Origin of the sequence: Pseudomonas sp. D2002 (genome assembly GCF_013385735.1) — a bacterium.
Taxonomy (GTDB): domain Bacteria; phylum Pseudomonadota; class Gammaproteobacteria; order Pseudomonadales; family Pseudomonadaceae; genus Aquipseudomonas.
In genome coordinates, this window is sequence record NZ_JACAPL010000002.1 from 582327 (window position 1) to 602082 (window position 19756).

A 19756-nucleotide genomic window follows, 5' to 3' on the forward strand; every position below is an offset into this window, starting at 1 on the left:
CTCTGGGCAGTTTATTCCTGGATCACGTCGGCACCCTTGGGGATGACGAACTTGAACTTGGAGGCATCGACAACGCCGTTGGCCTTGACCGCGGAGAACAGGATATCGGTGCGCTGGCCGACGCTGTCGATCAGGCGCATGTTATTGATCACGCCGTTGCCGAACGACAATTGCAGGCTGTCGAACAGCGTGTCCTTGGATTTCGGCTTGAGGGTGAACTCAATGACGTTGCTGGTTTGCTTGGAGGTGATATCAAAGCTGTCGCTGATTTTCGACACATCGCCCGACAGCAGCAGCGCCGGGGTCTGGTTCAAGCGCGGGTCGAGCTTCTTGATGGTCGCCTGTTCCAGGTCCGGGTCCCATAAGGTCACTTTCTGGCCGTCGGAGACGATGGTCTGCTCGTTCGGCGCGTCGGTTTTCCAGTAAAACAGGCCTGGGCGCTGCACGGCCATTTCACCGGCGGTTTCCTGCAACTGGGTGCCGCCGCCATCCAGGGTCAACTGTGAGAAGCGCGCAGTCAGGGTCTTGGATTGGTCCAGCAGGTTGGTCAGGCTTTTGACGGAGGCCGGATCAGCGTGGGCCGAAAGGGCGGTCAGGGCCAGGGCCGGCAACAACAGCATGCGGATAAGACGCATGGGAGTCCTCATTGAGTCGTTAGGGCGTGCCGCGTGCTGCCACGCGGCACGGGATCAGTCGCGCATCTGCCCGGGGGCGATGACTTCGCGCGAGCCGTTGGTGTTCATGGCGGTCACGACGCCGGCGTTTTCCATGGCTTCAATCATGCGGGCGGCGCGGTTGTAGCCAATTTTCAGTTTGCGCTGCACCGCAGAGATCGAGGCGCGGCGGCTTTCGAGTACGAAGGCCACGGCTTCGTCGTACAGCGCATCGGTTTCGGCGTCATCGTCGCCACCGCTGCTGCCGCCGTCAAAGCCACTGCCGGCTTCTTCGACACCGGCGAGGATGTCGTCGTTGTATTCCGGCGCGCCGCGCAGTTTCCAGGCTTCCACCACGCGGTGTACTTCGTCATCGGAAACGAACGCGCCGTGAACCCGGATAGGCAGGCTGGTGCCCGGCGGCATGTAGAGCATGTCACCGTGGCCCAGCAGCTGTTCGGCGCCGCCCTGGTCGATGATGGTGCGCGAGTCGATCTTGCTCGAAACCTGGAACGCCATGCGCGTAGGAATGTTGGCCTTGATCAGACCGGTGATCACGTCCACCGACGGCCGCTGGGTCGCCAGGATCAAGTGAATACCGGCAGCACGGGCCTTCTGGGCGATACGCGCGATCAGTTCTTCAACCTTCTTGCCGACGATCATCATCATGTCGGCAAACTCGTCGACCACCACCACGATGGTCGGCAGCTTGGTCAGCAGCGGTGCTTCGTCGTGGATGCTTTCGCGCTTGTACAACGGGTCGGTCAGCGGCGTGCCCGCGTCCTGGGCTTCCTTGACCTTGGCGTTGAAGCCCGACAGGTTACGCACGCCCATCTTCGCCATCAGCTTGTAGCGGCGCTCCATCTCGGCGACGCTCCAGCGCAAGGCGTTGGCGGCGTCCTTCATGTCGGTGACCACCGGGCACAGCAGGTGCGGAATGCCTTCGTAGATCGACAATTCCAACATCTTCGGGTCGATCATGATCAGCTTGGCGTCATCCGGGCCGGACTTGAACAGGATCGACAGGATCATCGCGTTCACGCCCACCGACTTACCGGAACCGGTCGTACCGGCCACCAGCAAGTGCGGCATTTTTGCCAGGTCGGTAATCACCGGCTTGCCGCCGATGTCGTGGCCCAGGGCCAAGGTAACCGGCGATTTGAAGTTGTCGTATTCCGGCGTCGACAGCACTTCGGAGAAGCGCACGATCTGACGGTCTTCGTTGGGAATCTCGATGCCCACCGTGGTCTTGCCGGGGATCACTTCCACAACCCGTACGCTGGTTACGGCCAGGGAACGCGCCAGGTCTTTCGCCAGGTTGGAGATGCGGCTGACCTTGACGCCGGCAGCCGGCTGGATTTCGTAACGGGTAATCACCGGGCCTGGGTGAATCGAATCCACGGAGACTTCGACGCCGAATTCCTTGAGCTTGATTTCCAGCAGGTGGCCGACAGCAGCCAGGGATTCCGGAGAGTAATTAAGTTGTTTCTTTTCAGCCGGGTCGAGAATCGAGATCGGCGGCAAGGTGCCTTCCACGGCGCTGTCGACAAACAACGGCGCCTGTTTCTCTTTCTGCACACGATGGCTCGGCTCGGGCGCCTTGGGCGGCGCCGGGGCGATCACCGGCGGCACCTGCTTCTCGCGGTCCGACATGTGTTTGCTCAAGGCTTGCTCGCGCTCGATCAGGCGTTCCTTGACCTTGGCCTGCTCGCGCCGGTCCGGCGTGGTCGGGGCCACCACCTCATTGACGCGGGTATCCACCTCACGCAGCTGCGCCACCATGCGCTTGCGCTCTACGCGGGCCGACCACCAACGGTTGGCGGCGCCTTGGAACAGCTCCAGCAGGTCGAGGGTGATCTTGCCGGTCACGTCCATCACCTTGAACCACGACAGGTCGGTGAACACCGTGAGGCCGAACAGGAACAGCGCGATAAACATCAAGGTGCTGCCCTGGATATTCAGGGTCTTGCGCGCCAGGTCGCCGAGGCTTTCGCCCAGCGCACCGCCCGCGCCCGCCGGCAGGCCGGTCGGTGCATGGAAATGGATATGCGCCAGCGCGGCGCCGGACAGCACCAGAAACACCAGGCCGATCAAACGCCAGGAGAACAGCCAGCCGCTCCACTGCCATGGCTCGTGACGCTGGCGGAAGATCTGCCAGGTCTTGATCGCCAGCAGCAGCGGGAAGATATACGCGAAGTAACCCAGCACCATAAACAGGATGTCGGCGCTGTAGGAACCGGCGGGGCCGCCGAAGTTCTGCACGTCTTCGATCTTGCTGTTGTGGCTCCAGCCGGGATCGTCCTTGCCATAGGTGAGCAAGGCCATCATCAGGAACAGGCACAGCGCGCCAATGGCAATCAGCGCGCCTTCCTTGAGTCGGTAGTGCAGGTGCTGGCGCCAGGCGGGCACGACTGCTGCTTTAGGTGTTGCGGCGGATTTCTTCAAAACGGGTCTTTTCCTGCGCCTTTAGCGCGTCCATCTGTTGAATGACTGCAAATACTGCCCAATCCGAGCAGCTGAAAATTAACCAATATCAGTGAATCTACGTTTAACACCCGCTGATGTTTGGGTGAAATGGCGACAACGCCACAATGGCCGCATTGTACGGGTTTGCGCCGACGATGCCACGCCCTTGCCCATCACCGGAGAGCATAGACAATTGAAGTGTCACAGCATGTTCAATTTGAGCATGCATTGTCTTTGCTGACAAAGGCTTATGAGCTGTTTTTAGCAATCCAGGCAAGCTTGGCAAATGGCCTGCATGGCCCAGCCCCGATTACGACCGCACCCACGGAGCAGAGTTGCAGCAACACGCGCTCACGCTTAAGCGTGCGGATATCGGATTCGGGCTGGCCCCACAGCGCTGCGTCGACAATAATCACCGCTCTTGCGGCAGGCCACAGACCTGCCACTGCCCTCCCCTTCCGTAAGCCTGGATGCCATGCTGACCTGGTTGCAACGCGATTCCCTGACATTTCCGCCGCTGGCCAAGGCCATGCGCGAACCCAATGGCTTGCTTGCCGCCGGTGGCGACTTGTCGGCCGAACGCCTGATCCAGGCCTATCGCCACGGCTGCTTTCCGTGGTTTTCCGAAGGCCAGCCGATCCTCTGGTGGTCGCCGGACCCACGCACGGTGATATTTCCCGACGAGCTGCACGTCTCGCGCAGCCTCGGCAAATTGTTGCGCCAGCAGCGCTACACCGTGACCTTCGACCAGGACTTCGCCGCCGTCATCCAGGCGTGCGCCGCGCCACGCAGCTATGCCGATGGCACCTGGATCACCGAAGGCATCCAGAGCGCCTACCTGGCGCTGCACCAGCGCGGCTACGCGCACTCCGTGGAGGTGTGGGACCAGGGCGAGCTGGTCGGCGGCCTGTATGGCCTGGCGATGGGCCAACTGTTCTTTGGTGAGTCGATGTTCAGCCGCGCTGATAACGCCTCGAAATTCGGCTTCGCCACGCTGACCCGGCAACTGCAGGCCTGGGGTTTTGTGCTGATCGACTGCCAGATGCCCAATGATCACTTGCACAGCCTCGGCGCCCGCGCCATACCGCGCAGTGAATTCGCGGACTTTTTGCGCAACCATTTGGATCAACCCAGCTCTGGACCGTGGGTTTCCTAGGCGACTTCCTCGCACCTGGCTTACACTTATTTCAAAGCTTATCCCGAGGGTTGATCATGACCGAGCTGGCGCGCTTGAAGTTTTATGCCACTCAAGCTCACTCTTGCAGCTATCTGCCCGACGAGCAGGCCACCACGCTGTTCCTCGACCCCAGCCAGCCGATGGACGTGCATGTGTACGCCGACCTGTCGGAGATGGGGTTTCGGCGCAGCGGCGATCACCTGTACCGGCCCCACTGCCAGAACTGCAATGCCTGCGTGCCGGCGCGCATCCCGACTGCGCAGTTTTTGCCGGACCGCAACCAGAAGCGCATCCTCAAGCGCAATGCCGACCTGACCATCACCGCGACCAAACCGCACTTCAGCGAAGAATATTTCGACCTCTACCAGCGCTACATCGAACAGCGGCATGCCGACGGCGACATGTTCCCGCCCAGCCGCGATCAATTTTCGACGTTCCTGGTGCGCGACTTGCCGTTTTCACGTTTCTACGAGTTCCGCCTGGAGGGTCGCCTGCTGGCGGTGGCCGTCACCGATTTGCTGCCCAACGGCCTGTCGGCGGTGTACACCTTCTATGAACCGACCGAAGAACGTCGCAGCCTGGGACGCTTTGCGATCCTGTGGCAAATCGGCGAAGCCCTGCGCCAGGAACTCGAAGCGGTGTACCTCGGCTACTGGATCAAAAACTGCAAAAAGATGAACTACAAGACCCAATATCGGCCCATTGAGCTGCTGATTAATCAAAGATGGGTAACGCTTAACTAGAACCCCTTGGCTTAAACACCCTTTTTCGGGCACAATGCACGCCGCTTTTGCCTGGCGCAGTTGCACCGGGCCATTCACTGGATACCGAGGGCTTTACTGCATGTCGAAAGAAGACAGCTTCGAAATGGAAGGCACTGTCGTCGACACCCTGCCCAACACCATGTTTCGTGTGGAGTTGGAAAATGGGCACGTCGTAACCGCGCATATCTCCGGCAAGATGCGCAAGAACTACATTCGTATTCTTACCGGTGACAAAGTGCGCGTCGAGCTGACGCCCTATGACTTGAGCAAAGGGCGCATCACCTACCGCGCTCGCTAATCAAGTCAATACAAAGCGCCCGGTTATGCCGGGCGTTTTTGTGTGTGCGTGATTTGTCTAGCACCGCAAAACCCATGTGGGAGCGGGCCTGCTCGCGAATGCGGTGTATCAGCTACAGATGAGTCAACTGTCCCGCCGCCTTCGCGAGAAAGCCCGCTCCCACATTTGATTTGCATCGTTTTCAAGACAGCAAAAAGGCGCCTTTCGGCGCCTTTTGCTTTTCCTGCAACTATCAATCAGGCCATTTCAGCCGTGGTTTCGAACTCGAAGGTCAGCTCGCCGTCCTTCAGGTCGATATGCACCACGCCACCATGGTCGGAGAGTTCGCCGAACAGGATCTCTTCGGCCAATGGCCGCTTGATCTTGTCCTGGATCAGACGCGCCATTGGGCGAGCGCCCATTGCCGCGTCGTAGCCACCTTCGGCCAGCCAGTTGCGCGCCGCATCCGTCACGTCCAGCTGCACGCGCTTGTCTTCCAACTGCGCTTGAAGCTCGGTAAGGAACTTGTCCACCACGCTTTTGATGACCTCATGGCTGAGGCGACCAAACTGGATAATGGTGTCCAGACGGTTGCGGAACTCCGGCGTGAAGCTCTTCTTGATCACTTCCATCGCATCCGAAGAGTGATCCTGGTGCGTAAAGCCAATCGAAGCCCGCGCAGCGGTTTCAGCGCCGGCGTTGGTGGTCATGATTACGATCACATTGCGGAAGTCCGCCTTGCGCCCGTTGTTGTCGGTCAGGGTACCGTGGTCCATGACCTGCAACAGCAGGTTGAAGACTTCCGGGTGGGCCTTCTCGATTTCATCGAGCAGCAATACGCAATGCGGCTGCTTGGTGATCGCCTCGGTCAACAGACCGCCCTGGTCAAACCCGACATAGCCCGGAGGCGCACCGATCAGGCGCGACACGGTGTGACGCTCCATGTATTCGGACATGTCGAAGCGGACCAGCTCAATGCCCATGGCCTTGGCCAACTGCCGCGCCGCTTCGGTCTTGCCGACGCCGGTCGGGCCTGCGAACAGGAACGAACCGACAGGCTTGTCCGGCGACTTGAGGCCCGCACGCGACAACTTGATCGCGGTGGACAACGCGTCGATGGCCGCATCCTGACCAAACACGGTGAGCTTGAGGTCGCGCTCCAGATTACGCAGCAGCTCCTTGTCGGAACTGTTGACGTGTTTTGGCGGAATCCGCGCGATCTTCGCCACGATGTCCTCGACTTGCTGCACGTCGATGCGTTTCACGCGCTTCTCGACCGGCTGCAGGCGCTGATAGGCACCCGCCTCGTCGATGACGTCGATGGCCTTGTCCGGCATGTGCCGATCATTAATGTAACGCGACGCCAGCTCAGCCGCGGCACGCAGCGCCTCATCGGTGTACTCGATGCCATGGTGCGCTTCGAAACGCCCCTTGAGGCCGCGCAGGATGCCGATGGTGTCTTCAACCGAAGGTTCGGACACGTCGACTTTCTGGAAGCGCCGCGCCAGGGCGCGGTCCTTCTCGAAAATGCCACGGAATTCCTGGAACGTGGTCGAACCGATGCAGCGGATATCACCCGACGACAGCAGCGGTTTGAGCAGGTTCGAGGCGTCCATCACCCCACCGGATGCCGCACCGGCACCAATAATGGTGTGGATCTCATCGATAAACAGGATCGCCTGCGGGCGTTTTTTCAGCTCACCGAGCAACGCTTTGAAGCGCTTCTCGAAATCGCCACGGTACTTGGTACCGGCGAGTAACGCGCCGAGGTCAAGGGAGTAGACGACGCTGTTGGCCAGCAGGTCAGGCACCTGGTTATCGACAATGCGCTTGGCCAGGCCTTCGGCAATTGCGGTTTTACCCACGCCCGCCTCACCCACCAGCAACGGATTGTTCTTGCGACGACGCGCGAGGATCTGCGCTACACGCTCAACCTCAAGCTCACGCCCCACCAGCGGATCGATCCGCCCCTGGCGCGCCAGTTCATTGAGGTTGCTGGCATAGGCATCCAATGGATTGCCCGAAGAAGAAGACTCACCGCCCTCGTCGTCCTGCATATCCTGCTCACCCTCGGAATGATCGCCGTGCCCAGGCACCTTGGAGATACCGTGGGCGATGTAGTTGACGACATCAATACGGGCAACGCTCTGCTGTTTCAGCAGGAACACCGCCTGGCTTTCCTGTTCGCTGAAGATTGCCACAAGCACATTGGCGCCTGTGACTTCACGCTTACCGGAGCTCTGTACGTGGAAAACAGCACGCTGCAGTACCCGCTGGAAGCCCAGGGTTGGCTGGGTCTCGCGGTCCTCGTCATGCACGGGGATCAGCGGCGTGGTGGAGTCGATAAACTCCTGCAGGTCATGCTTGAGTTTGTCGAGGTTGGCGCCGCACGCACGTAAAACGGTGGCGGCAGCTTCGTTATCCAAAAGTGCCAGCAGCAGGTGTTCGACGGTCATGAACTCATGACGCTTCGAACGAGCCTCCTTGAAGGCAAGATTGAGGGTGACTTCGAGCTCGCGGTTTAACATAGCTTCACCTCATACCCAAGTGGTCGGCGTTAACCGTCCTTCTCGATTTCACAGAGTAGCGGATGCTGGCTTTCCCTGGCGTACTGGTTGACCTGCATGGCCTTTGTCTCGGCGATGTCGCGGGTAAACACTCCACATACTGCTCGTCCTTCTGTGTGAACGGCCAGCATTACCTTGGTCGCCAACTCGCGGTTCAGGTTAAAAAACACCTCGAGTACTTCGACCACGAAATCCATCGGTGTGTAGTCATCATTGAACAAAACCACCTTGTACATCGGCGGCGCCTGTAGGGCAGGCTTCGCTTCCTGAACAGCAATGCCTGCAGAACCGTCGTCATCGTGTTCCTGATCCGGGCGATCCTGATTGAATGTTAGTCGAATCTGGCTGTTTGCATGCATGGAAAGAAAGGTTCGTCAGTGGTTCAAATACAGTGATGGGGGCGACCTGTCAGAATTTCAACACTGACCGTATGGTCGCCTTGACTATCGGCGAAACGGTGTTACAACCAATAGAGCCCACAGTGGGTAAAAAAGGTCCGCGCAGTCAACCTTATTTATTCGGGTTAGGACGGATAAACTGGATGATACTCCAGTGATGGAGTCTGGTGCAGAGGGATATGGTTATGTCTGGCGTCAAGATCGGAAAGGTCAAATGGTTCAACAATGCCAAAGGGTATGGCTTTATCAACGAAGAAGGTGAGACCGAAGACCTCTTTGCGCATTTCTCAGCGATCACCATGGAGGGTTACAAGACGCTGAAAGCGGGCCAAGCCGTGCAGTTCAACATCGTTCAGGGCCCCAAGGGCCTGCACGCTGTCGGCATTTGCGCAGCATGCGTGGCCGAACCTGGAAAAGCCCACGACGACACTCACGACAAGGGGCTCAAGACTGATCAACCCACTCATTCAAAAAACACACAAACGGCCTGATCAGCGCTTGAACAACTAAAAAACCGGCGGTCCTGACTCATCAGGACCGCCGGTTTTTTTATAGCCTAAGACTTACATATGCGAAATCAACGCATCGCCAAAGCCGGACGACGACACCAACTTGGCGCCCTCCATCAAGCGCTCAAAGTCATAGGTCACGGTCTTGGCCGAAATAGCACCGTTGGTGCCTTTGATAATCAAGTCAGCCGCTTCCGTCCAGCCCATGTGCCGCAGCATCATTTCTGCCGACAGAATCAATGAACCCGGGTTGACCTGATCCTTGCCGGCATATTTGGGTGCAGTGCCGTGGGTGGCTTCAAACATCGCCACGGTGTCCGACAGGTTGGCGCCCGGCGCAATACCGATACCGCCCACCTCCGCCGCCAGGGCGTCCGACAGGTAGTCACCGTTCAGGTTGAGGGTGGCGATCACGTCATACTCAGCCGGGCGCAGCAGGATTTGCTGGAGCATCGCGTCGGCGATAGCGTCCTTGACCACCACATTCTTGCCGGTTTTCGGGTTTTTGAACTGCATCCACGGGCCGCCGTCGAGCAGGGTCGCGCCAAACTCTTTCTCGGCGATGCCATAGGCCCATTCTTTGAAGGCACCTTCGGTGAACTTCATGATGTTGCCTTTGTGCACAATGGTCAGCGAGTCGCGATCATTATCCACGACATATTGCAGGGCCTTGCGCGCCAGGCGCTCGGTGCCTTCCTTGGACACGGGCTTGACGCCAATCCCGCAGTCCTGATCGAAGCGGATCTTGGTCACGCCCATTTCCTCCTTGAGGAACTTGATCACCTTGATCGCCTCCGGCGAACCGGCCTTCCACTCGATACCGGCGTAAATATCCTCGGAGTTCTCACGGAAGATGGTCATGTCGACGTCGCCAGGTTTCTTGACCGGGCTCGGCACACCTTCAAACCAGCGCACCGGGCGCAGGCACACATACAGGTCAAGCTGTTGGCGCAGTGCCACGTTCAAGGAACGAATGCCGCCACCCACCGGCGTGGTCAGCGGACCTTTGATGGAAACCACGTAATCCTTGACCGCATCCAGGGTTTCCTGGGGCAGCCAGGTGTCCTGGTCGTAGACTTGAGTGGCTTTCTCGCCGGCATACACCTCCATCCAGGAGATTTTGCGCTTGCCGCCGTAAGCCTTTTCAACAGCTGCGTCGACCACCTTGATCATTACCGGGCTGATGTCGACGCCAATACCGTCACCTTCTATATAAGGGATGATCGGTTGATCAGGAACATTGAGAGAATGGTCTGCATTGACGGTGATTTTGTCGCCGACTGCCGGAACCTGAATCTTCTTGTATCCCATGCTGAACTCCATCTATGGATTGAACATCTGGCTGCGTTCGAGCCTACTCCAGATAAATGGCGACTGAAACCTCGCGCCATGCTCATTTGCATCGAAAACAGCATAATTTGTCGCCTACAAGCCTGAAAGCAAAGGCAAAATCGCCAATCTTGAGCACATCGTGCCAACGTGGCGACAGATTGACGCCTGCGACCTTTAGACCAATGGACGACACACCTTTTGTATGAAGGCTCGGCGTAAGCATAGCGACCTATGTATAATGCCGCCGCTGACCCAAGAGTCACGACGGCGGACCGCTCTAGAACAACGCCCTCCGCCAGAAAGCAGGACTAATACAATAGTCCACCCGCTTGACGCTCGACTGATGCAAACCAACATCACCGCGAAGAAACCTCGACATTTCGCTCATGGATGACTTTGAACGAACGCGCTCCACCCGGCGCATCTCGAGTTTCTGCGCACGCTTTCAGCAAAGAAGAGAGTTAATCCGAATATGCCCACCCGCTCGAAGATCATCTACACCTTCACCGACGAAGCCCCGGCCCTCGCCACCTATTCACTGCTGCCTATCGTAGAGGCCTTCACCGCTTCCGCTGATATTGCCGTGGAAACCCGCGACATTTCCCTCGCCGCGCGCATCCTCGCAAGCTTCCCCGAGCAACTGGGCGCCAAGGCTATCCCGGACCACCTCGCCGAACTGGGCGACCTGGCCGTTACGCCTGAAGCCAACATCATCAAGCTGCCTAACATCAGCGCCTCGACCCCGCAGCTGCAAGCGGCGATCAAGGAACTGCAGGCCCAGGGCTACGCCCTGCCGGACTACCCGGAAACCGTAACCACCGACGCGGAAAAAGAAACCCGTGCACGTTACGACAAGGTCAAGGGCAGCGCCGTGAACCCGGTACTGCGCGAAGGCAACTCCGACCGCCGCGCACCGCTGTCGGTCAAGAACTATGCGCGCAAGCACCCGCACAAAATGGGCGCCTGGGCTGCCGACTCCAAGTCGCACATCGCGCACATGAACAACGGCGACTTCTACGGCAGCGAAAAAGCCGTGCAGATCGAAGCCGCTGACGCTGTCAAAATCGAGCTGATCGCTCAAGACGGCACAGCGACCGTCCTGAAAGAGAAGACTTCGGTACAGGCCGGCGAAATCATCGACACCGCCGTGCTGAGCAAAAAAGCCCTGCGCGCGTTCATCGCCGCTGAAATCGAAGACGCCAAGAAACAAGGCGTGCTGCTGTCGGTTCACTTGAAAGCCACCATGATGAAGGTCTCCGACCCGATCATGTTCGGCCAGATCGTTGCCGAGTTCTATAAAGACGCCCTGACCAAGCACGCCCCGTTGCTTGCGCAGATCGGCTTTAACCTGAACAACGGCATCGGCGACCTGTACGCTCGCATCAAGGCCCTGCCGGCCGACCAGCAAGCGCAGATCGAAGCTGACATTCAGGCGGTCTACGCCGCTCGCCCAGCGCTGGCGATGGTCAACTCCGACAAAGGCATCACCAACCTGCACGTGCCGAGCGACGTGATCGTCGACGCCTCGATGCCGGCCATGATCCGTGACTCCGGCAAAATGTGGGGCACCGACGGCCAGCTGCACGACACCAAGGCGGTGATCCCGGATCGCTGCTACGCCACCATCTACCAAGCCGTCATCGAAGACTGCAAGGCCAATGGCGCTTTCGACCCAACCACCATGGGCAGCGTGCCAAACGTTGGCCTGATGGCGAAGAAAGCCGAAGAGTACGGCTCCCACGACAAGACCTTCCAGATCAAGGCTGACGGCGTTGTCCGCGTCACCGACAGCAAGGGCAACCTGCTGATGGAACAGGCGGTTGAAGCCGGCGACATCTTCCGCATGTGCCAGACCAAAGACGCGCCGATCCAGGACTGGGTCAAACTGGCCGTCAACCGTGCCCGCGCCAGCAACACCCCGGCGATTTTCTGGCTGGACCCAAAGCGTGCTCACGACGGCGTCGTGGTCGAGAAAGTTCAGGCTTACCTGAAAGACCACAACACCGAAGGCCTGGACATCCGCATCATGTCGCCGGTCGACGCGATGAAGTTCACCCTGGAGCGCACCCGCAAGGGCCTGGACACCATCTCGGTGACCGGTAACGTGCTGCGCGACTACCTGACCGACCTGTTCCCGATCATGGAACTGGGCACCAGCGCCAAGATGCTGTCGATCGTGCCGCTGATGAACGGCGGTGGCCTGTTCGAAACCGGCGCCGGCGGTTCGGCTCCGAAACACGTGCAGCAACTGGTTGAAGAGAACTTCCTGCGCTGGGATTCCCTGGGCGAGTTCCTGGCCCTGGCCGCTTCCCTTGAGCATTTGGGTGTCACCTACAACAACCCGAAAGCCCTGGTGCTGTCCAAGACCCTGGACCAGGCCACCGGCCAGTTCCTCGACAACAACAAGTCGCCATCGCGCAAAGTCGGCAACATCGACAACCGCGGCAGCCACTTCTACCTGGCGCTGTACTGGGCTCAAGCCCTGGCCGCCCAGACCGAAGACGCTGCACTGCAAGCGCAGTTCGGCGAACTGGCCAAAACCCTGACCGACAACGAGGCAACCATCGTTGCCGAGCTGAACGCCGTACAGGGCAAGCCAGTGGACATCGGCGGCTACTACGCGCCGAACCCGGAGCTGACCAGCAAAGCCATGCGCCCAAGCAACACCCTCAACGCGGCCATTGCCAAGTTGAAGTAAGGTTGTAAGGATGCAAAGAAGCCCCGGCCCCGTGCCGGGGTTTCTGTTTCAGGACACTACGGTTTTGCTGAATATACCGGATCAAAATGTGGGAGCGGGCTTGCTCGCGAAGGCGGTGTGCCAGTCGCCCGATGCGCAACCTGACCCAGCGCATTCGCGAGCAAGCCCGCTCCCACACTGGCTGCAATCCTGCCCAAAGACCGCACCGCACCATGAATCGAGGTTTTGAATGACCTGGCAACCCCACATCACCGTCGCCACCATCGTCGAAGACAACGGCCGCTTCCTGATGGTCGAAGAACTCAAGGGCGGCCGCGCCGTGCTCAACCAGCCCGCCGGCCACCTGGACCCGAACGAAACCCTGACCGAAGCCGCCGTGCGCGAAACCCTCGAAGAAACCGGCTGGGACGTCGAGGCCACCGGCATTGTCGGCATCTACCTGTACACCGCGCCCAGCAATGGCGTGACCTATCAGCGCGTGTGCTTCACCGCCAAAGCGCTGAAACACCACCCGGACTATCAGCTCGACGACGGCATCGTCCGCGCCCGCTGGCTGACCCGTGACGAGCTGATGGCCTTGCGCGACGACTGGCGCAGCGAGCTGATCATCCGCTGTATCGACGATTATTTGGCCGGCCAGCGCCACAGTCTCGAACTGATCCGCCCTTCTCTTTAGCCTTGCGGGCGCGAGCCTGCTAGAATCGCGTCCTTTTTCAAGACACCCGTTGAAACCCTATGCGTGATCCAGCCCCTTCTGACACACAAAAGAAGCGCGTCATCGTCGGTATGTCCGGCGGCGTGGATTCTTCCGTTTCCGCCGTTCTGCTCATGGAGCAGGGTTATGAGGTGGAAGGCCTGTTCATGAAGAACTGGGAAGAAGACGATGGAACGGAATATTGCACCGCCATGGACGACCTGGCGGACGCCCAGGCCGTGTGTGACAAGATCGGCATCAAGCTGCACACCGCCAACTTCGCCGCCGAGTACTGGGACAACGTGTTCGAGCACTTCCTGGCCGAATACAAGGCTGGCCGCACGCCGAACCCGGACATCCTGTGTAACCGCGAGATCAAGTTCAAGGCGTTCCTCGACTACGCCATGATCCTCGGCGCCGACTTGATCGCCACCGGCCACTACGTGCGCCGTCGCGACGTCGATGGCCGCACCGAACTGCTTAAAGGCCTGGACCCGAACAAGGACCAGAGCTACTTCCTGCACGCCGTCGGCGGCGAACAGATCGCCAAGACCCTGTTCCCGGTGGGCGAGCTGGAAAAACCCGAAGTGCGCAAGATTGCCGAGAAACACGGCCTGGCTACCGCCAAGAAAAAGGATTCCACCGGGATCTGCTTTATCGGCGAGCGCCGCTTCAGCGACTTCCTCAAGCAATACCTGCCGGCACAACCGGGCGAGATCAAAACCACCGAAGGTGATGTCATCGGCCGCCACCACGGCCTGATGTACCACACCATCGGCCAGCGCCAGGGCCTGGGCATCGGCGGTTTGAAAGACGCAGGTGAAGAGCCGTGGTACGTGCTGGTCAAGGACCTGGAACACAACGTGCTGATCGTCGGCCAGGGCAATGAACACCCGCTGCTGTTCTCCGGCGCGCTGCTGGCCTCGGACATCTATTGGGTCAACCCGATCGACCTGAGCAGCCCGCGCCGCCTGACCGCCAAAGTGCGTTACCGCCAAGGCGACCAGCCCTGCACCCTGGAAAAAACCGCCAGCGGCTATCGCGCCACCTTCGATGACCCGCAACGCGCGGTCACGCCTGGCCAGTCCGTGGTGTTCTATGACGGTGAAATTTGCCTGGGCGGCGGCGTGATTGAAGTCGCCGAACCCTGGAGCAAATCGGCATGAGCCCGACCCAGGAGCAATTGACCGCACTCGGCGGGGTTTTCCTCGCCGCGGTACTGGTCGACAAGATCGCCAAGACCGGCCAGGTCACCGAGGCCGGCCTGACGTGCATGCTCGGCAGCCTGCTGATCCGCGACCCCAAGGACACCCTCGAGGTGTATGGCGGTGACGACCTGGCGCTGCGTGAAGGCTACCGCGCGCTGATTGGCGCCCTGGAGCGCGACCCCAGCACCTTGCAGCGTGAGCCGTTGCGCTACGCCCTGTCGATGCTCGGCCTTGAGCGCCAACTGGCCAAGCGTGACGACCTGCTGGAAACCATCGGCAAGCGCCTGCCGCAAATCCAGTCCCAGGTGGAACACTTCGGCCCGGCCCACGAAAACGTGATCGCCGCCTGTGGCGCGCTGTACCAGGACACCCTGAGCACCTTGCGCCAGCGCATTCAGGTGCACGGCGACATGCGCAACCTGCAGCAACCGAACAACGCCTCGAAAATCCGCGCCCTGCTCCTGGCCGGTATTCGTTCGGCGCGGTTGTGGCGCCAGTTGGGCGGCCATCGCTGGCAACTGGTGATCAGCCGACGCAAATTGCTTAAAGAGCTTTACCCGTTGATGCGCAACGAATAAGTCGCAGCAACCCAGTTTTTTATCGCCTTACGCGTAATACGCCGGTCAGTTGGCAACGGATCGGCGGATTTTTTCATGTATGATACGCGCCCCATTTCGTTGCCCGACTGTCCGAGAACACCCCATGCAGCTCTCTTCGCTCACTGCGGTTTCCCCTGTTGACGGCCGCTACGCCGGCAAAACCCAGGCCCTGCGCCCTATTTTCAGCGAATACGGTTTGATCCGTGCTCGTGTTCTGGTTGAAGTGCGCTGGCTCCAGCGCCTGGCCGCTCACCCCGCTATCAGCGAAGTGCCGGCGTTTTCCGCCGAAGCCAACGCTGTATTGAACACCCTGGCGGAAAACTTCTCCCTGGAGCACGCCGAGCGTGTGAAAGAGATCGAGCGCACCACCAACCACGACGTTAAAGCCATCGAATACCTGCTCAAAGAGCAAGCGGCCAAGCTGCCGGAACTGGCCAAGGTCAGCGAATTCATCCACTTTGCCTGCACCAGCGAGGACATCAACAACCTGTCCCACGCCCTGATGCTGCGCGAAGGCCGTGATGACGTGATGCTGCCGCTGATGCGCCAGACCGCCAACGCCATCCGCGAACTGGCGATCCGTTTCGCCGACGTGCCAATGCTGTCGCGCACCCACGGCCAGCCAGCCTCGCCGACCACGTTGGGCAAAGAACTGGCCAACGTGGTGTACCGCCTGGAGCGCCAGATCGCTCAAGTCGCCGCCGTACCGCTGCTGGGCAAGATCAACGGCGCCGTGGGCAACTACAACGCCCACCTCTCTGCCTACCCGGAAATCGACTGGGAAGAAAATGCCCGCGCCTTCATCGAAGACGAGCTGGGCCTGGGCTTCAACCCGTACACCACGCAGATCGAGCCGCACGACTACATTGCCGAGCTGTTCGACGCGATTGCACGCTTCAACACCATCCTGATCGACTTCGATCGCGATATCTGGGGCTACATCTCCCTGGGCTACTTCAAGCAGCGCACCATTGCCGGTGAAATCGGTTCGTCGACCATGCCGCACAAGGTCAACCCGATCGACTTCGAAAACTCCGAAGGCAACCTCGGCATCGCCAACGCCCTGTTCCAGCACCTGGCCAGCAAGTTGCCGATCTCCCGCTGGCAGCGCGACCTGACCGACTCCACCGTACTGCGCAACCTCGGCGTGGGCTTCGCTCACAGCGTGATCGCGTACGAAGCCAGCCTCAAAGGCATCAGCAAGCTTGAGCTAAACGAACAGAAAATCGCCGCTGACCTGGACGCGTGCTGGGAAGTGTTGGCCGAGCCGATCCAGACCGTGATGCGCCGCTACAACATCGAAAACCCGTACGAGAAACTCAAAGAGTTGACGCGCGGCAAGGGCATCAGCCCTGAGGCGCTGCAAACTTTCATCGACGGCCTGGACATGCCAGCCGCGGCCAAGGCCGAGCTCAAACTGCTCACCCCGGCCAACTACATCGGCAACGCGGTGGCCCAAGCCAAGCGCATCTGATCAGCGCAAGCCCTCTTGAGACGCCCGGCCGCGCCGGGCGTTTTTATTCCAGTCTGAAAAGTGCTTTCTTTCAATAGGTTACACATGAATCCTGATATCCCTCTTCAACTTCTGGGCGGCATCACGGCACGGGAATTCCTGCGCGACTACTGGCAGAAAAAACCGCTGCTGATCCGCCAGGCCATCCCTGACTTCGAAAGCCCCATCGACGCCGACGAACTGGCAGGCCTGGCCCTGGAAGAAGAAGTCGAATCGCGCCTGGTGATCGAGCACGGCGAACGCCCGTGGGAACTGCGCCGCGGCCCGTTCGCCGAAGACGCCTTCAGCACCTTGCCGGAGCGTGAGTGGACCCTGCTGGTGCAGGCCGTCGACCAGTTCGTGCCGGAAGTGGCCGAGCTGCTGGAGCACTTTCGCTTCCTGCCAAGCTGGCGCATCGACGACGTGATGATCAGCTTTGCCGCACCCGGCGGCAGCGTTGGCCCGCACTTCGATAACTACGACGTGTTCCTGCTGCAAGCCCAAGGCAAGCGCAACTGGAAAATCGGCCAGATGTGCAATTCCGAAAGCCCTCTGCTGCAGCACGCCGACCTGCGCATCCTCGCCGACTTCGATCAATCTGAAGAATGGGTGCTGGAACCGGGCGACATGCTTTACCTGCCGCCGCGCCTGGCGCACTTCGGCATTGCCGAAGATGACTGCATGACCTACTCGGTAGGCTTCCGTGCGCCAAGTGCTGCTGAAGTGCTGACCCACTTCACCGACTTCCTCAGCCAATACCTGACGGACGAAGAGCGCTACACCGACGCTGACGCCCAACCGGTCAGCGACCCGCATCAGATTCAGGGCGACGCCCTCGACCGCCTGAAAAGCCTGCTGGCCGAGCACATGAGCGATGAGCGCATGCTGCTGACCTGGTTCGGCCAGTTCATGACCGAACCGCGCTACCCGGAACTGGTGGCCGGCGAAGAATTGGGCGAAGAAGACTTCATCAACAGCCTGGAAGGCGGCGCGATCCTAGTGCGCAACCCAAGCGCGCGCATGGCCTGGTCGGAAGTTGACGACGACGTGCTGCTGTTCGCCAGCGGCCAAAGCCGTTATCTGCCAGGCAAGCTGCGCGAGCTGCTGAAGCTGGTGTGCTCGGCCGACGCCCTGCACAGTGACAACCTTGGCGCATGGCTCGCGGACGAGGATGGTCGCGACCTGCTGTGCGAACTGGTCAAGCAAGGAAGCCTGGGATTTGCCGATGAATAAGATTCGCGTACGTGTCGCGGACTGGCGAAAGGATATCGACGAGATTCGGCGCATTCGTGAAGCGGTATTTATCGCTGAACAATCGGTTCCACCTGAGCTTGAGTGGGATTCGGACGACGCCGACGCGGTGCATTTCCTCGCGTTCGAAGGCGATTTTCCGATTGGCACCGCACGCCTGCTGGCCAGTGGCGAAATCGGCCGCGTATCGGTGCTCAAGGACTGGCGTGGCCTGAAAGTCGGCGACAAGCTGATGGACGCCGTGATTGGGTTGGCCGAGCAACGTGGCCAGACCAAACAGTTCCTCAGCGCGCAGGTGTATGCGGCGCCGTTTTATGAGCGGTTGGGTTTCAAGATTGTCAGCGATGAGTTTCTTGAGGTCGGGATTCCGCATGTAGATATGGTGCGCGGGGGCTGATCCGAGACCCCGTCGCGCCCTTCGCGAGCAAGCCCGCTCCCACACTTGGACCGAGTACATCCTTTGGAATGCGGTCGAATGTGGGAGCGGGCTTGCTCGCGAAGGCAATCTCGGCAACACCCCAAATGCCCTGCCTGCCAGGGCATTTTGCCGTCTACGATTCAACTTGCGACCCACCAGGCCGACAAACTGGCACTATCACGCTAAATGACTCGCAGAGATAACGGACATGTCCCTACGCACCCTGCTCACCGCCCTCCTCCTGACTGCCAGCGTCTCAGCCGTGGCCGACACCGCCGTCGTCAACCTGAACAATCGCACCAGCGCCGACCTGCTGCCGGTGGCGCAGAACTTCATCGGCAAGGACGGCACCGTCAGCGCCTACGGCAACCAGCTCATTGTGAAAGCCGACCCTGGCAAGATCGAAGACCTGCGCGCCCTGCTCGCGCAACTGGACACCCCCGCCAAGCGCCTGCTGATCACCGTCGACACCAACGAAAACAGCCAGCAGAACACCGGCGACAGCCAGACCCGCATCATCAGCTACGGCACCGCCAGCCGTGACGGCGGCATCCAGCAGATCCAGGCCAGTGAAGGCGTGCCCGCGCTGATCCAGGTGGGCCAGAGCGTGCCGCTGACCACCACCCAGCCTGACGCCTACGGCCGCCCGCAAAACCAGACCCAGTATCGCAACGTCACCCAAGGCTTTTACGTCACCGCCAGCGTCACCGGCGAGACCGTACACCTGGCCATCAGTACCAACCGTGACCGCATGAGCAAGGAACGTCCCGATGTAGTGAACGTGCAAAGTACCGACACAACCGTCAGCGGCCGCCTGGGTGAATGGATACCGCTGGCCGGCATCAACCGCGAGACTCAGGCCGACAAATCCTCTACAACCCGCAGCTACTCTACTCAGGGCCGCGATGACCTGACTTTGCGGGTCAAGGTCGACACCCTGAACTGAAGCACCAAAAACTGACTGATGAGTCGTCTTAGACTAAAGATGTAGTGCTTTGAAAAAAGCACTACAAAACATTTGACGATCCAAAAAAGCCTGTGCATGATGGCCTCGCTCCCGCTAATCAGGGGCCCTGGCAAGGGCCTTCGGATCGCCGCTCTAAGCTACCCACCTGAGCCGATTCGTGTCTGTACCGCCCACAAGGTGTGTTTGACTTTGGTTGCGACTGGAACGAAGTTGTCCCGAGGGACGGAAGCTAACCAGGTAACCCGGCTACACACTGATGGATCGTACAGAGGCCCACGATGCCCGA

At 59.8% G+C, this 19756-nt stretch carries 17 protein-coding genes; 12 read left to right on the top strand and 5 right to left on the bottom strand.

Going from position 1 to position 19756, the window contains the following annotated elements:
- Positions 1 to 11: 11 nt before the first annotated feature.
- On the bottom strand, positions 12 to 635 hold the full coding sequence (lolA, locus tag HX783_RS02825) for an outer membrane lipoprotein chaperone LolA (protein ID WP_159955604.1): 624 nt from the start codon (positions 633 to 635) through the stop codon (positions 12 to 14).
- Between the two features lie 54 nt (positions 636 to 689).
- Entirely contained in the window at positions 690 to 3098 is a 2409-nt protein-coding gene (locus tag HX783_RS02830; protein WP_159955602.1) for a DNA translocase FtsK, read from the bottom strand.
- Between the two features lie 496 nt (positions 3099 to 3594).
- On the opposite strand from HX783_RS02830, the gene aat reads away from it, so the two are divergent.
- From aat to infA, 3 genes are all read left to right on the top strand, one after another.
- Positions 3595 to 4275 carry a leucyl/phenylalanyl-tRNA--protein transferase gene (gene aat, locus HX783_RS02835; protein WP_177015893.1) on the top strand — a complete coding sequence of 227 codons (681 nt, stop codon included), beginning with the start codon at positions 3595 to 3597 and terminating at the stop codon, positions 4273 to 4275.
- A gap of 56 nt (positions 4276 to 4331) precedes the next feature.
- A complete protein-coding gene (locus HX783_RS02840) occupies positions 4332 to 5039 on the top strand; it encodes an arginyltransferase (protein ID WP_159955598.1) in 708 nt (235 codons plus the stop codon).
- 100 nt (positions 5040 to 5139) lie between these two features.
- Complete coding sequence (infA, locus tag HX783_RS02845; protein ID WP_002553999.1) at positions 5140 to 5358, top strand: translation initiation factor IF-1; 219 nt, start codon at positions 5140 to 5142, stop codon at positions 5356 to 5358.
- 236 nt (positions 5359 to 5594) lie between these two features.
- Here infA and clpA read toward each other — a convergent pair whose 3' ends face one another.
- Entirely contained in the window at positions 5595 to 7865 is a 2271-nt protein-coding gene (clpA, locus tag HX783_RS02850) for an ATP-dependent Clp protease ATP-binding subunit ClpA (protein ID WP_159955595.1), read from the bottom strand.
- A 29-nt stretch (positions 7866 to 7894) separates the two neighbouring features.
- Entirely contained in the window at positions 7895 to 8263 is a 369-nt protein-coding gene (clpS, locus tag HX783_RS02855) for an ATP-dependent Clp protease adapter ClpS (RefSeq protein ID WP_005789091.1), read from the bottom strand.
- A gap of 224 nt (positions 8264 to 8487) precedes the next feature.
- Here clpS and cspD point away from each other — a divergent pair, with 224 nt between their 5' ends.
- Positions 8488 to 8793 carry a cold shock domain-containing protein CspD gene (gene cspD, locus HX783_RS02860; RefSeq protein WP_177015894.1) on the top strand — a complete coding sequence of 102 codons (306 nt, stop codon included), beginning with the start codon at positions 8488 to 8490 and terminating at the stop codon, positions 8791 to 8793.
- Positions 8794 to 8865: 72 nt separating this feature from the next.
- Here cspD and icd read toward each other — a convergent pair whose 3' ends face one another.
- Complete coding sequence (icd, locus tag HX783_RS02865) at positions 8866 to 10122, bottom strand: NADP-dependent isocitrate dehydrogenase (protein WP_177015895.1); 1257 nt, start codon at positions 10120 to 10122, stop codon at positions 8866 to 8868.
- Between the two features lie 493 nt (positions 10123 to 10615).
- Here icd and HX783_RS02870 point away from each other — a divergent pair, with 493 nt between their 5' ends.
- From HX783_RS02870 to HX783_RS02905, 8 genes are all read left to right on the top strand, one after another.
- Positions 10616 to 12841: an NADP-dependent isocitrate dehydrogenase gene (locus HX783_RS02870; RefSeq protein WP_177015896.1), complete on the top strand. Its 2226-nt coding sequence runs from the start codon at positions 10616 to 10618 to the stop codon at positions 12839 to 12841.
- A 229-nt stretch (positions 12842 to 13070) separates the two neighbouring features.
- Complete coding sequence (locus tag HX783_RS02875; protein WP_177015897.1) at positions 13071 to 13517, top strand: NUDIX hydrolase; 447 nt, start codon at positions 13071 to 13073, stop codon at positions 13515 to 13517.
- Between the two features lie 59 nt (positions 13518 to 13576).
- Positions 13577 to 14701, top strand: a complete 1125-nt coding sequence (gene mnmA / locus HX783_RS02880; protein ID WP_177015898.1) for a tRNA 2-thiouridine(34) synthase MnmA — start codon at positions 13577 to 13579, stop codon at positions 14699 to 14701.
- Positions 14698 to 15321 carry a high frequency lysogenization protein HflD gene (gene hflD, locus HX783_RS02885; protein WP_017137510.1) on the top strand — a complete coding sequence of 208 codons (624 nt, stop codon included), beginning with the start codon at positions 14698 to 14700 and terminating at the stop codon, positions 15319 to 15321. Before mnmA ends, hflD begins: the two co-directional genes overlap by 4 nt.
- A gap of 124 nt (positions 15322 to 15445) precedes the next feature.
- Positions 15446 to 16816: an adenylosuccinate lyase gene (purB, locus tag HX783_RS02890; protein WP_159955583.1), complete on the top strand. Its 1371-nt coding sequence runs from the start codon at positions 15446 to 15448 to the stop codon at positions 16814 to 16816.
- A gap of 84 nt (positions 16817 to 16900) precedes the next feature.
- On the top strand, positions 16901 to 18067 hold the full coding sequence (locus HX783_RS02895; protein WP_159955581.1) for a cupin domain-containing protein: 1167 nt from the start codon (positions 16901 to 16903) through the stop codon (positions 18065 to 18067).
- Complete coding sequence (locus HX783_RS02900) at positions 18060 to 18482, top strand: GNAT family N-acetyltransferase (protein WP_159955580.1); 423 nt, start codon at positions 18060 to 18062, stop codon at positions 18480 to 18482. The genes HX783_RS02895 and HX783_RS02900 overlap by 8 nt, the downstream gene beginning before the upstream one ends.
- 229 nt (positions 18483 to 18711) lie before the next feature.
- Positions 18712 to 19449 (top strand): secretin N-terminal domain-containing protein, encoded by a 738-nt coding sequence (locus HX783_RS02905; protein WP_177015899.1) that lies wholly within the window; start codon positions 18712 to 18714, stop codon positions 19447 to 19449.
- The last annotated feature ends 307 nt before the right edge of the window (positions 19450 to 19756 follow it).